Below are 13,776 nucleotides of genomic sequence, written 5' to 3'. Positions count from 1 at the left end.
CCGCAAGACGTGAACGCTGCGGTTGATCCCCCCGTTCATCTGATGCACACAACCTTTCGGCCTCGACAAGGAGCCCCGCATGGCTGCTCCGGCCGCCCAAGACTTCGCACTGGCTTTGGTCAGCACCGCCCTCGATCCCGTCTTCTATCGGCGCGCCTATCCGGACGTCGCCGCCGCCGGCGCCGACCCCATCGCGCACTATGTGGAGCGGGGCTGGCAGGAAGGGCGCGATCCTGCCGCCTGGTTTTCCACCACCGCCTATCTCGCCGACCATGCCGATGTGGCCGCTTCGGGGGAGAACCCCCTGGCTCATTTCCTGGCGGTCGGCGCCGGCCAAGGTCGCACCATCCGCGCCTCCGCCCTGGGGCGCGTGCTGGCCGACGATCCGACGCGGGTGGCCTGGGCCTACGTCCCCGAACCTGCCGCTCCGGCGCCTGGCCCTGACGACACGGTCCAGCCGGACGAAGCCGACATTCCGCCGGACGATCTCCATGCCGAGCCGGAGCCGCCGGAGCCGCCGGAGCCCGAGTCTGAGTCGCTGGGCGCGATCTATGACCTGGTCGCCGAGGCCTTTGACCGCCCCTACTATATGGCGGAGAATCCCGACGTCGCCGCAGAGGGCGCCGATCCGGTGACGCACTTCCTCGAGGTCGGTTGGCGTGAGGGCCGCGACCCGACGCGCTGGTTCTCGGTATCCGACTATCTGGAGCTCAATCCCGACGTCGCGGCCGCCTCGATCAACCCGTTCGTCCACTATCTGCGGGCCGGCCGTCAGGAGGGTCGGGTTCCGCGTCTCGAGCTCGGGTTCCGTTACCGGATCATCGCGGCGCTGCAGCCCCTGGAAGCGCGGATCAAGGCGTCAGAGGCCGAGGACGAGCCGCCGACGAGCGGTACGGCGAGCGACTTCGCAGCCTTGCTGGCGACCAGCCGGTCCGGCCTCGCCGATCTCCACCTGACCTTCAGTCACGACGACTACATGTCCAATCTGGGCGGCGTGCAGCTCTGCCTTCAGCGCGAGGGCGCCGCAGCCGCTGCGGTCGGGCGCGACCATCTGCACATCTATCCCGCCAATTCCCGGCCGGTTCTGCGCCGCCCCGGCCATGCCGAGCTTCTGGGCGTGGTGTGGAATGGCGTCCCGGCGGGAACCTTCTATCCCGGCCTTCTGGTCGAGGGGCTTGAATCGGCCCTGGCGGCGGTGGTCCCCGGGCGGCGAAGTCTCGCCGTTCACAGCCTGCTCGGCCACTCGGTCAGCGACATTCTGGCGATCTCCCGGGCCGCCGGATTCCGCGAAGGCTGGTTCTGGGTCCATGATTTCGCCGGCGTCTGCGCCAGCTATCACCTCCTGCGCAACGACGTCGCCGATTGCGGCGCCCCGCCCATAGGCAGCGCCGCTTGCGGCGTCTGCGTCTATGGCCCGCACCGGCAGTTTCATCTGGATGAGCACGACCGGCTGTTCAGTGTCCTGAGCATGTCTGTCGCCGCCCCGAGCCAGGCGGCCCTGGACACCTGGCGGCGGGGGACCGGCCTCGCTGGCGTGCGCGCGGTCGTCGCGCCCCTGGCCAGGCTGGTTGAGCGAGCGCCAGCTGAATTAGCCGCCCCCGCAGATCGCCCCTTCCGTCTGGCCTTTCCGGGGATGGCCAGCACCCTCAAGGGCTGGCCGGTCTTCCGCGACCTGGTCCTCAGGTTCGCCGAGGATCCTCGCTATGAGTTCCTGCATCTGGCCCGCGACGCCACCGGGGCGCTTCCCCTCAGCTTCCACCCCGTGACCGTGAGCGAAGCCCAGCCCACGGCCATGCAGGACACCCTGGAAGCGCTCGGCGTCGATGCGGTGATGATCTGGTCCCTGTGCCGCGAAACCTTTTCCTTCACGACCTACGAGGCTGCCGCCGCCGGCGCGGCGATCCTGACGAGCCCGGACACGGGCAATGTCGCCGCCTTCGTTGCAGAGACGGGGCAGGGGCGGGTGCTCGACGACGAGGCGGCCTTGTTCGACATGTTCGAAACAGGCGCCGTGCTCGACCTTCGCCGGTCTTTGCGCCAGCCCGTCCTGTCCGCTCTCAGCTATAGCCGCCTCACCTTCGACCTTCTGGATGGGGAGGCCGTCTGATGAAGGTGCTCTGCTATTCCAGCTTCACCTTCTCCTACCTCAACCGGGCCCGCGTGCTCTATTCCACCCTGCGGCGGTTCCATCCGGATTGGGAGCTGGTGGCGCTGATCACCGACGAACCGCCGGCGGGCTTCGCCTTCGATCCGGACCAGGAGCCCTTCGATCGGGTCGTCTGGGCTCAGGATCTGGGGATCGACAACTTCCGCAGCTGGCTGTTCCGCCACGATGTGGTCGAGGTTTGTACGGCGGTGAAGGGGCCCTTCATCCACCAGGCCTGCAGCCAGGCTGACATCGCCATCTATCTGGATCCAGATACGGCCCTGCTCGCGCCCCTCGACCCCCTGATCGATTGGCTGCAGACCGACGAAATCCTGCTGACGCCCCATCTGCTCGATCCGAACACCGAGCGCACCGCCATCCTAGACAACGACCTGTCAGCCTCGCGCACGGGGATCTTCAATCTCGGCTTCGTGGCGATCCGCACGCGGGGCGAGGGCGCGCGCTTCGCCAGCTGGTGGAACGATCGCCTGCTCGAATACTGTTATGACGACATACCTCGCGGCCTGTTCGTCGATCAGCGGTGGTGCGACCACGTGCCGGCCCTGTTCGACAAGGTGAAGGTGGTGCGCGACCCGGGCTACAATGTCGCCAGCTGGAATCTCTCCCAGCGCAAGGTGGCCATCGGCAAGGACGGCGCGATCACCGTCAACGGTCAGCCCTTGCGCTTCTGGCACTTCACCAAGCTGGGGCTGACAGGCGACCTGATGACCAAGAAGTACGCCGGCGACAACTTCGAGGTCTATGAGATCTGGAACTGGTACAAGCGCCAGGTGGCGGCGGCCACCGATCCCGCCATACCCGCCCGTTACTGGGCCTATGGGACCTATGCGGACGGCACGCTGATCGACAAGAGCCATCGGGTGCTGTGGCGGGAGAGCCCCGATCTGCAGGCCGCCTTCGAAGACCCCTTCGCTGCGGGCCCAGGCTCCTATCTGGCCTGGCTGATCGCCGAGGGCCGCGCCCAGGACAGCGCCGCATGACTAAAGCCCCGAACCCGCCCGCCGTCGTCGGCGCGCTTCCCGACCCGCAGAACGCCGTCAGTCCGGTCTTCGCCAAGGCGATCAGGCTGGCCGAGCGCCACAGGCGATTGCAGGCCGACCAGCATCAGGCTGAGGTTGAACTGGCCCTGACGCGTTCGCGCCTGACCCTGGCCCTGGATCGCGCGTTGGCCGGTCGGGCCGAGGCCGAGGCGGCGGCGCGCCAGGCGCAGGTCGCGATCCACCGCCGGGCGGCCCGTCGACGTCCGCAACGGCGCAATCGCCTCAGCCAGATGATCCAAAGCGTGCTTCTGCGGCTTGGCGCCCCCGGACGGGCGGCGATGATTGCGCGTTCGGCCTTGTGGGTTCCGTCGGCCGGGGGGGTGCGAGGCCGCTTGTCCAGCCTGAAAGATATGGCGCGCTACGCCCGGCAGGGTTCCGAGGCTGGCCTGCGGCCCTCGGCCATCTTCGACCACGACGGTTATCTCGCGCGTTACCCCGACGCCGCCGGGGCCAGCCCGCTGGGCCACTACCTGGTCAGGGGGGGGCGGGAAGGCCGCATTCCCCATCCGCTGTTTGATCCGGCCTTCTACCTTGCGGCCTATCGCGCCGCCGTCGAGGCGACCGGCCTTTCGCCGTTGGAGCATTATGTGCGGATCGGCGCCGCCGAAGGGTTCGATCCCCATCCGCTCTTCTGTGGGGACTGGTATGTGTCCCGGCGCCCCGATCTCGCCGCCGCAGGGGTCAACCCCCTGGTTCACTATCTGACCCAGGGATGGCGCGAAGGCGTCAATCCCCACCCCGTGTTCGATTCCGACTTCTACCTGGCCCAGGCTGGCCAGGCCGCGCGGGACCAGCCGGCCCTGCTGCACTATTTGACCCAGGGCTGGCGGGACGGGTTCAAGCCCCATCCCCTGTTCGACCCGACCTGGTACCTGGAGCGCTATGCCGATGTGGCCGACGCGGGCGTCGAGCCCTTGACCCACTTCGTCATGGTGGGCGGCGCCGAGCTGCGGGACCCCAGCGGATGGTTTTCATCCGCCCAATACGCCTCGGCCAAGGTTGGCGGCCTGGCGCCGGGGATCAATCCGCTGATGGACTATCTGGCCGGCGGCGCCTGGGACCTTGGCGCGGCGCCGTCCGGCTTCGCGCCGGCCGCCTATCTGGCGGCCCACCCCGAACTGGCCGAGACCGGCATGACGCCGCTGGAGCACTGGGCCCGATCCGCCCCGGGCTCGTAGGCAAGAGCTTCAAACCCCGAGCTCTGCCAGCGCCTGGCGGATGTCGTCGTAATAGGCCGGCACATAGTGAAAGGGACTCAGGCCCCAGCGGTGAGCCGGATCGGCCACTCTGTTCTGGGGGGCTGCGGCGATGACCTGCGCCTGGGGGACGGCGGCCATGAAGGCCGCCTCATATCTGGCCAGCAGCTGATTGTGGGCCACAAGGCTGGCCGGGCGTCCGTCCCAGATGTGCGGCTCGCGGGTCAGCGGCGTCTCGGCGCCATCCGCGTTCCGCTGATGGTCGGCCCAACGGGCCGAGTGGAGGATGATCTGGGCCTCGCTCAGCACGCTGGCGTTCAGCAGCAGGGCCATTTGATCCAGGCCGTTGCGCCACAGATGCTCGCAGGCGCCGGACAGCCTTGGAATTTCGCGACGTTCGGCGAAGGCCGGCGTCCCTAGCCAGCCGCCGCTGTCCAACTCCCAGCTATGGGTCACGATCTGCCCGCCCGGCAGGGCCAGCAGGTCGAAGCGCTCATCTATGAAGTCAAGGATCAGGTGGGTCGGCCGGTGCGCCACCAGCTCGGCCAGGCCGCGCTTGGTCAGGTCGGCCTCGACCGCCATGGCCTGATACCGCGTCAGCCCATGGCCGGGGGCGCCGCCGGGATCGACAGGGGTGGAAAACAGGCTCGGAAGGCTGGTGCGGGATACATAGAGAAGGTCGGACGGCGCCTCATCGCGGCGCGGCCAAAGCTCGCGGGTGATGCAACTGCCGAGGATCGCTACTCTCGCCATGGGTCCTTTTCCGGAAGGCCTTGACCGGGCCATAGCATGTTCGCCCCATAAGGGGGCCGCCATTGACTTGACCAGCGTCGGTCGTCATGTGTCGCGCCCTCAAGCGCTCCAATGTTGGGGGCTCTGAGGCTCCGACGGACGCTCGCACGCATGAAGATACTCAACCCGTTTGCGTCGCTGCCCGACAATGTGCTGACGGGCGCGCTGAAGGAAGGCTCCAGGCCTCTGGCGTTCGCCGCCGGCTTCAGCCTGATCAGCAACCTGCTCTACCTCGCCCTGCCGCTCTACACCTTCCAGATCTATGGGCGCGTGCTGTCCAGCCACAGCCTCTCGACCCTCATGGTCCTGACGGTGGGAACGCTGCTGGTGTTCGTGATCTCGGGCGTCATCGACGAGCTGCGGACGCGGATCCTGATCAACTACGGGATCATGCTCGACCAGCGGGTCTCCAGCCATGTCTTCGCCGCCTTGTTCGAGGCCGAGAGCAAGGGGCAGGGCCAGACCCGGTCCCAGGCGTTGCGCGACCTCGACGCCTTTCGGCAGATCCTGACGGGCGCGGTCTTCTCGGCCATTTTCGATCTGCCGTGGATGCCGCTCTTTATCGGCATTCTGTTCGTGATCGATCCCCTCGTCGGGTTCATCACTCTGATCGGGGCTGTGGCCCTGTTCGGCCTGGCCATGCTGCAGGATCGCCTGTCGCGGCCGCCGCTGCAGGAGGCCAACGAGGCCAGCCTCAAGGCCTACACCTTCACCGAGGCCGGTCTGCGCAATGGCGAGGTGGTGCGCGCCATGGGCATGCTCGGCGCGCTGGGCGCCCGCTGGTCGGCCTTCCGCGGCCGGGCCATCGAACGCGGCGCCTGGGCCTCGCAGCGCTCCAGCGTGGTGGCCAACACCACCAAGTTCACCCGCATGCTGATCCAGATCCTGGTGATCGGCGTCGGCGCCTATCTGGTGGTGACGGGCAAGATCCCGCCGGCCATGCTGTTCGCCAACATGATCCTGGCCAGCCGCGCCCTGCAGCCGATCGAGAAGGTGGTCGGCGCCTGGGACGGCATCGTCAATGGCGGCCGCGCCTATGACCGGCTGAACAATCTTCTGAACGCCTACAAGCCGACGACCCCGGCCACCTCCCTGCCGCGGCCGCTCGGCCAGCTGAGCATCGAGGGGGTGAACTTCGCCCCGCAGGGCGCCGAGCGCTATGTGCTGCAGGGGCTGAACTTCAAGATCGAGCCCGGCGAAATGCTCGGGATCATCGGCCCTTCGGGGGCGGGCAAGTCCACCCTGGCGCGGCTGATCGTCGGGGTCTGGCGGCCGGTGAACGGCCATGTGCGCCTGGACGGCGCCGACGTCTTCGCCTGGAACCGGGCGGAATTTGGCCTTCATGTGGGCTACCTGCCGCAGGATACGGAGCTGTTCGCCGGCACCCTGCGCGACAACATCGCCCGCTTCCGGGCCGACGTGACCGACCAAGCGGTGATCGACGCCGCCACCCAGGCCAATGTGCACGAGATGATCCTGCGGCTGCCCAAGGGCTATGAGACCGAGCTGACCGACGGCGGCTATATCCTGTCGGCTGGCCAGCGGCAGCGGGTGGGCCTCGCCCGCGCCCTGCTGGGCGATCCCAGCCTGCTGGTGCTGGACGAGCCCAACGCCAGCCTGGACGCCGAGGGCGAGAACGCCCTGATGCAGGCCATCGACGCCCAGCGCGCCAAGGGCGCGACCGTAGTGGTGGTGTCGCACAAGCCGAGCATCCTGCGCTCCGCCGACAAGATGCTGGTCCTGCGCGATGGCCGCATGGAGATGTTCGGTCCGCGCGAGGCGGTCATGGCCCGGGTCACCCAGCCGGCGCCTGTGCGTCCCGTCGAGGCCAGCCGATGAAATTCGACCTCGGTCCCCTCAAGCCGGTGCTCGGCCCGATCCGCCCTCTCGACACCCGCTTTGACGTGGGCGAGCCCGAGCCGAACCGCGACCTGGAAAAGCGCCTTTGGCGCCCGGTCCTGATCGGCTGCGTGGTCGTGGGCGTCTTCGTCTTCGGCATGTTGATCTGGGCGGGCTTCACCCAGATCAGCGCGGCTGTGGCGGCCCCGGCCGAGGTGCGGGTGGAGTCCAGCCGCAAGACCCTGCGTCATCGGGAAGGCGGCGTGGTCTCCCAGATCCTGGTGCGCGAGGGCGAGCGCGTGCGCGCCAATCAGCCCTTGATCCGCTTCGACGCCGTCCAGTCGGACGCCACGGTCGACGTGCTTCAGAATCAGTATGACGCCGTCCTGGCCCAGAGCGCCCGATTCAGCGCCGAATCGGCAGGGAGCCAGACCCTGGCCCTGCCGCAGGAACTGACCGGCCGCATGAGCGATCCTCGGGTCGCCGGCCTGATCCGCGACCAGCAGCTTCTGTTCAACACCCGCCTGCAGTTCTTCATCAGCCAGCAGGGCGTGCTGGAGCAGCGGGTCGATCAGCTGGCCACCCAGATGGTCGGGGTCCAGGCCCAGCTCGATTCCATCGACGAACAGATCGGCTTCACCCGCGAGGAGCTGGCCGGCTATCAGACGCTCTATGAAAAGGGCTACGCGCCCAAAACCCTGATCCTGCGCTATGAGCGCAGCCTGGCGGAGCTGGGCGGGCGTCGCGGCGCCCTGACCTCAGAGCTCAATCGCCTGCGTCAGGCGCAAGGGGAGGCGCGGCTTCAGCTCACCACCCTGCGAAATCAGCGAATCAGCGAGGCGGCCGAAGGCCTCCGCCAGATGCAGAGCCAGCTCTCCGACGTGGGCCCCCGCCTGACCGCCGCCCGGCAGATTCTGGACCGCACCACGGTCAGTTCGCCGGTGGACGGCTATGTGCTGAACCTCACCCAGTTTACGGTGGGCGGCGTCGTCACCCCCGGCGAGCTGCTGATGGACATCGTGCCGGCCGACGCGCCGCTGATCGTCCATGCCCGCGTCAAGCCGACCGACGTGGACAGCGTCAGGATCGGCCAGGAGGCCCAGGTCGAGGTTTCGGCCTTCAGCTCGCGCCGCGTCCCGCCCATGAGCGCCACGGTCACCAGCCTGTCGGCCGACCGCCTGGTGGATCAGCAGACCGGCGTCGCCTACTTCCTCGCCGAGCTGCGCATCGACCCCGCGGCCCTGGCCAAGCTACCCCGCGACGTGGAGCTGGCGCCGGGCATGCCCGCCCAGGCCATGATCGTCACCGGGCGCCGCTCGATCCTGTCCTATATTCTCGATCCGCTGACCGACACCTTCGACAACGCCCTGCGGGAAGAGTAGAATCCAGGTCATATGAGTCTCGGCGGGTAAGTCACACCTCTACGCGACCCGCGCCCGGCAAGGCTTTTTGATATTGCGTATCGCCGAAGCATCCGATACCCATTCCTCGGGCTCGTTTTAACCTTCGCCACGTCCATGTGTAATGGCGCGCGGGGAGGGACCGCCAGGACCGCTCCATCCGCGGGATGGTGGCCAGGCGTTCTGGGGTCCACGTGACACTGACTGGAGAGAAGCATGGCTAACTATACTTTCGACACCATTACGCCGGCACAGGCCCTCGCCTATGCGTCCGGCGCTGACTCGCTGGCGTTCGCGCCGGGCACCAACGCTTCGGCGATCACTGTGCTCTACGTTCCCGCGGTTGGCGCTGAGCCGGCTCGGGTGAGCATCACCGTCAATGGCGTCACGAAGATCTTCGGCACCGGCATCTACGGCGAAGTCGAAACCACCACCACGGGTTCGGTTCTGTTCATCGGCGGCGCCGGCAACGAAACCCAGGCTGGCGCTTCGGGCGCTGACGGCATGTACGGCGGCGACGGCAACGACTCGCTGACCGGCAACGACGGCGCGAACTTCATCCAAGGCAACGCCGGCAACGACTCCATCACCGCGGGTTCGTCGGCTGACCAGATCTACGGCGGCCAGGGCAATGACGTCATCGGCACCGGTGGCGGCAACAACTTTGCTCACGGCAACCTGGGCGACGACACCATCACCGGTGGCGGCCTGACCGGTCAGTCCGAGACCCTGCTCGGCGGCCAAGGCACCGACTCGATCACCGGTGGCGCTGGCGCCGACTTCATCAACGGCAACCTCGGCAACGACTCGCTCGTTGGCGGCGGCGGCAACGACACCCTCCTGGGTGAAGCTGGCGACGACGATATCGCCGGCGGCACGGGCAACGACAGCGTCGATGGCGGTGAAGGTTCTGACAGCCTCACGGGCGGCGCCGGCAACGACACCATGTGGGGCGGCCTCGGCGCCGACACCCTGCTGGGCGAAGCCGACAACGACTCGCTGCAAGGCAATGCGGGCGCTGACTCCATCAACGGTGGCGCCGGCAACGACAGCCTGTACGGCGGTCAGGACAACGACACGATCGACGGCGACGCTGGCAACGACTGGGCCAACGGCAACCTCGGCGACGACAACATGACGGGCGGCGCGGGTAATGACACCCTCCTCGGCGGTCAAGGTAACGACACCATCGTTGGCACCTCGGGCTCCAACTTCCTGAACGGCAACCTTGGTAACGACAACATCACCGGCGGCACGGACGCTGACCAAATCTTCGGTGAGGGCGGCAACGACACCCTCGCCGGCGGTGCGGGCAACGACACCATCGACGGTGGCGAAGGTGACGACCAGGTCAGCGCGACCGCGGGCGCCAACAACATGTCTGGCGGCGCGGGCAACGACTCGATCACGGCTGGCACGGGCGCCGACACCATCTCCGGTGGCGACGGCAATGACACCATCGATCTGTCGGCTGGCGGCAACAACGTTGCTAACGGCGATGCGGGCAATGACCTGATCACTTCGGGTGGCGGCAACGACACCATCAACGGTGGCGAAGGCAACGACCTGATCACGGCGGCCGCCAACGGCGGTAGCAACGCCCTGCTCGGTGGAGCCGGCAACGACTCCATCATCGGCGGCGCTGGCGCTGACACCATCACCGGCGGCGCCGGTGTCGACACCATGGACGGCGGCGCTGGCGCCGATCGCTTCGTCTTCGCGGCCGGCGACACCTCGTCGACCACGGGTTCGATCGATCGCATCAACAACTTCGTCTCTGCTGATGACTCGATCTCCTTCGGTGTGGCCGCCACGGCGACCAACTACGCCGAAATCGGCGACGCGACCTGGACCTACGCCCAGGCGTTCAATGACGCGGCTGCCCTGATCGGCGGCGGTCAGCGCGACATCGTCGCGGTGCAAGTTGGCGGCGACGTCTATGTCTTCGCCGACATCAGCGGCACCAACACGGTGACCGGCACTGTCTACCTGAACGGCGTCACCCTGGCTGGCGTCGAGCAGTCCGACTTCGTCGTCTAAACGACTTACAGTCCGAACTAAGATTGGGGCCGTCCTTCGGGGCGGCCCCTTTTCTTTGGTGCGACCCGTTCACGTCATCGGAGCCTGTCTCTCGACGGAGCTCACGGACGCGCACCGGCTTCCCCGTCCGATCTGTGTGCAAGTCAGGCCTGTTCTGGGCCGGTCTAGGCCAGAAACCCGGACTTCGACAGGCAGGGCCGTCGGGCGGCTCGGCTTTCCAGGCAGACCTGGCCATACGGGGCCTCGGGGCCCCTGAACAACGTCGGCGTCGGACGATTTGGCCCAAGAGGCCTGCACGCGTCGCCCGACAACAAGCGCGCGCACAAGCCTGACGCGACCAAGGCCACCTCGACCCGGCGACGAACGATCCAAATTTTCAGGAGATGCAAGAGGTCGGGCCATAGCTGGCATGGACGCTATGGCCCGACCGATGCGACACAGCCCTGGAGAGCAAGGCTGACATCAAACTGTAGCTTAGTCCGCCGAGCTGCGAAAGAGAGTCTGTCGTCTTAACGACAGGTTTAGAGAAAATTCCAGGCGGACCGCTTAGTCCTGGAGGTTGATCTCGAAGCGCCGCTCCAGGGCGCGTCGTCCGCCGCGCTCGACCCAATAGGCCGCCATATAGGTCCCGGGCGCCCAGCCGTCGGCGGGGGTCCGTCGGCCGGCATAGAGCATGTACTGGGCCTTGGGGCCATCCAGGGGATCGATCGTGGTCTCGGCCAGCAGGTCCCCTCCGGGGCCCGTGACCGTAAGATGCTGGATGTCGCCGGCCTCAAGGCCAATGGCGCGAACATAGGCCACCAGGGCTGGCGCATGGGCGCTGGCCGGGGGCAGCCCGCCGTCCTCGATGGACTCCATCGACACGGCGCCGGACGAAAATCCCGTGTTGAGCACGGCGCCGGACTTATAGGCCATGGCCGCTGAAACGCTGGCGGCCCATAGCGCGCCCCTCGCCTCGCAGGCCTCGCCGCCCTCCGGTGCGAATGGATCGACTACCTGGCCGTCCTTGCGCAACGAGAAGTGCAGGTGGGGATATTCGGTCTGCCCAGACAGGCCGATGCGGGCGATGGGTTGTCCGGCCCGAACCTCGGCGTCCTGTGCGACGATCAGACTGCCCTGGGCCAGATGGCAGTACTGGCTTTCCCAGCCGTCGCCATGGTCGATGACGATCCCATTGCCGCACTCAACGCCGTCCACGGCGGCCACCCCGGTGTTGCGCACCGATACGTCGGCCACCCCGTCGCGCAACCGCGTCACACGGCCCGGCGCTGCGGCCAGGACATCGACCCCGGCTCGCTGGGCGGCCATGTCGGGGATGCGGATATCGACGCCCTTGTGGTCCTGATAGGTGCGCGTCGCGCAGGTATAGTCCTTGGCGCCGGGGCCAGGGTCGCGGTCCACATAGTTCTGGATCTCGCAGGTCTCCCCCAGCACGCAGTCCACCGGCAGGACGAGCTGGGGGCCGAGCGGAGCCGCGTCAGCCGCCTCGCTCGGGGCGCTAGGCGAACAGGCCGCCAGCAGGGTGGTCGCGGCAAGAATCGGAACGGCGGCCGGTGGCGTTTTCCACCTGCGGGACATGGCGAGCATGGCGGCGAGATTGGCCAAGTGGCCTGACGGAAATATGGCGAGGCTCACCAGAATCGAATGCCGGTCAGCTCGGCGAGCTGGGCCATGTCCTCGCCATACAGCCCGCGCAGATAGGCGACATCCTCGGTCGTCAGGCTGGACGGATAGCTCATTGGCTGGCCCTCGTGCACCCGCCGGCGCTGGACGGGCGGGGCAGGGTCGATGTCCAGGAAGCCGCTGATTCGCTGCAAGGTCGCCGCAGGCGCGGCGTCGAGATCTTCGGAGCGCAGGATCAGCAGCTGTCGCGCTGGAAAATGCGCCAGTGCCTGGGCGATCTGCTCGCCATAGAAGCCGCGCTCCACATAGCTGAACTCCCGATGGAAGCCCCATGGTTCGGATTCGAACAGTCGGGCGCGGCCCCGTCGAATGCACCAATCGAACGGTGCGGTTTCCGCCCCCCGGGCGAACTCCATCTTCCAGTGCGACCAGGCCCGCTCCACCGGATCGCGGAGCAGGATGATCAGCCGCGCCGCGGGATTATAGGCTGCGATCCGCGCGATGCTGTTCTTCCAATAGAGGTAGATGGGCGTGGCCTCGCCCCAGCGGCGGCTGCGATCGGCCAGGTCGAAGCGGGCGTGATAGTCGCCGTAATCCGGGGCGGCCCAGTCTTGGGTCTCGTCGTCGAAGAAGTGAACTTCCTTGACGTCCGACAGGCCGATCTGCGGATGCTCGCCCAGATAGTCGAACAGGGCCGTCGTCCCGGCCTTCTGCGCGCCGACGATGATGAAATCGACCTTCGGCTCCAAGTCCTGCTCCTGGATCATCTAGAGGAGCGCCAGCGCCCCTGACGCGGGATACGGCTTCATCGGGCCGCCGACACGCGATATGGAGGAGGCCACAGAGCGGGTCACCTAAGCACGGCCCGCCAGAAACGGCATACAAGGTCGGGGTCTTGATCACCATCATCGACGAAGAGCGCGGCGAAGTCGTCGTCCGCGACGGCGACACAGAAACGCGCCACAGCCTCTCCACCGCCGAAGGGTTCGCCGCGGCGTCCAAGGCCTGGGTCCGGGCGACCTGGGATTCCAAATACGTCTATTCCTTCGCCTGGATGGGCCGGCCGATCATTCAGCTGCCGGAGGACATGGTCCGCCTGCAGGAGGTGATCTGGGATCTGAAGCCCGACGTGCTGGTGGAGACCGGCGTGGCCCATGGCGGGTCCCTGGTCTTCTACGCCTCCCTGTTCGAGGCGATGAACAAGGGTCGGGTGATCGGCATCGATATCGAGATCCGGCCGCACAATCGCACGGCCATCGAGGCCCACCCGATGAAGAAGCGGATCGAGCTGATCGAAGGCTCCTCCACCGCGCCCGAGGTGGTCGAACAGGTCAAGGCGCAGATCAAGCCCGGCGAGACCGTGCTGGTGGTGCTCGATTCCAACCACACCAAGGGCCACGTGCTCGACGAACTGCGCGCCTATGCCGACATGGTGCCGGTGGGCTCCTACATCGTCGCCACCGACGGGATCATGGAACAGGTGGTGGGCGGACCCCGCACGGCCGAGGACTGGACCTGGAACAATCCCCGTCAGGCGGTACATGAGTTCGTGGCCCAGGATAAGCGCTTCATCATCGAAGAGCCGACCTTCCCCTTCAACGAAGGGGTGGTGAATTCGCGGGTCACCTATTGGCCTGACGCCTTCGTCAAGCGGATCGCCTGAGCGTCGGCGGGGGAAC

Annotated in this window: 10 protein-coding genes; 7 read left to right on the top strand and 3 right to left on the bottom strand. The window is 67.1% G+C overall.

All coding sequences use genetic code 11. From position 1 onward, the window contains the following. The first annotated feature begins 79 nt into the window (after positions 1-79). The 3 genes from Q8L83_RS11045 to Q8L83_RS11035 are packed head-to-tail and all read left to right on the top strand — an operon-like array spanning position 80 to position 4,385. Entirely contained in the window at positions 80-2,107 is a 2,028-nt protein-coding gene (locus Q8L83_RS11045; protein ID WP_305286874.1) for a hypothetical protein, read from the top strand. Further along, a complete protein-coding gene (locus tag Q8L83_RS11040) occupies positions 2,107-3,147 on the top strand; it encodes a hypothetical protein (RefSeq protein ID WP_305286872.1) in 1,041 nt (346 codons plus the stop codon). The genes Q8L83_RS11045 and Q8L83_RS11040 overlap by 1 nt, the downstream gene beginning before the upstream one ends. Beyond that, positions 3,144-4,385: a hypothetical protein gene (locus Q8L83_RS11035; RefSeq protein ID WP_305286871.1), complete on the top strand. Its 1,242-nt coding sequence runs from the start codon at positions 3,144-3,146 to the stop codon at positions 4,383-4,385. Before Q8L83_RS11040 ends, Q8L83_RS11035 begins: the two co-directional genes overlap by 4 nt. A 9-nt stretch (positions 4,386-4,394) precedes the next feature. Here Q8L83_RS11035 and Q8L83_RS11030 read toward each other — a convergent pair whose 3' ends face one another. After that, positions 4,395-5,156 (bottom strand): DUF6270 domain-containing protein, encoded by a 762-nt coding sequence (locus tag Q8L83_RS11030; RefSeq protein ID WP_305286869.1) that lies wholly within the window; start codon positions 5,154-5,156, stop codon positions 4,395-4,397. A gap of 150 nt (positions 5,157-5,306) precedes the next feature. On the opposite strand from Q8L83_RS11030, the gene Q8L83_RS11025 reads away from it, so the two are divergent. The 3 genes from Q8L83_RS11025 (at position 5,307) to Q8L83_RS11015 (ending at position 10,474) form a co-directional block, all read left to right on the top strand. Further along, positions 5,307-7,034: a type I secretion system permease/ATPase gene (locus Q8L83_RS11025; protein ID WP_305286867.1), complete on the top strand. Its 1,728-nt coding sequence runs from the start codon at positions 5,307-5,309 to the stop codon at positions 7,032-7,034. Continuing rightward, positions 7,031-8,416 carry an HlyD family type I secretion periplasmic adaptor subunit gene (locus Q8L83_RS11020; RefSeq protein ID WP_305286865.1) on the top strand — a complete coding sequence of 462 codons (1,386 nt, stop codon included), beginning with the start codon at positions 7,031-7,033 and terminating at the stop codon, positions 8,414-8,416. The genes Q8L83_RS11025 and Q8L83_RS11020 overlap by 4 nt, the downstream gene beginning before the upstream one ends. 234 nt (positions 8,417-8,650) lie before the next feature. Then, the gene (locus Q8L83_RS11015) at positions 8,651-10,474 is read left to right on the top strand and encodes a calcium-binding protein (protein WP_305286863.1); all 1,824 of its coding nucleotides are present in this window, start codon (positions 8,651-8,653) and stop codon (positions 10,472-10,474) included. A 546-nt stretch (positions 10,475-11,020) separates the two neighbouring features. Here the strand turns inward: Q8L83_RS11015 and Q8L83_RS11010 are convergent. Both Q8L83_RS11010 and Q8L83_RS11005 read right to left on the bottom strand, forming a co-directional pair. Continuing rightward, positions 11,021-12,109: a M23 family metallopeptidase gene (locus tag Q8L83_RS11010; RefSeq protein ID WP_305286861.1), complete on the bottom strand. Its 1,089-nt coding sequence runs from the start codon at positions 12,107-12,109 to the stop codon at positions 11,021-11,023. After that, the gene (locus Q8L83_RS11005) at positions 12,106-12,864 is read right to left on the bottom strand and encodes a sulfotransferase (RefSeq protein ID WP_305286859.1); all 759 of its coding nucleotides are present in this window, start codon (positions 12,862-12,864) and stop codon (positions 12,106-12,108) included. Before Q8L83_RS11005 ends, Q8L83_RS11010 begins: the two co-directional genes overlap by 4 nt. 128 nt (positions 12,865-12,992) lie before the next feature. On the opposite strand from Q8L83_RS11005, the gene Q8L83_RS11000 reads away from it, so the two are divergent. Next, the gene (locus Q8L83_RS11000; RefSeq protein WP_305286857.1) at positions 12,993-13,760 is read left to right on the top strand and encodes a cephalosporin hydroxylase family protein; all 768 of its coding nucleotides are present in this window, start codon (positions 12,993-12,995) and stop codon (positions 13,758-13,760) included. Positions 13,761-13,776 lie beyond the last annotated feature (16 nt).

The organism is Phenylobacterium sp. (assembly GCF_030680185.1).
Taxonomy (GTDB): Bacteria; Pseudomonadota; Alphaproteobacteria; order Caulobacterales; family Caulobacteraceae; genus Phenylobacterium.
The sequence above is the reverse complement of the archived record's forward strand: the minus strand, read 5'-3'. Positions and strand labels throughout refer to the sequence as shown.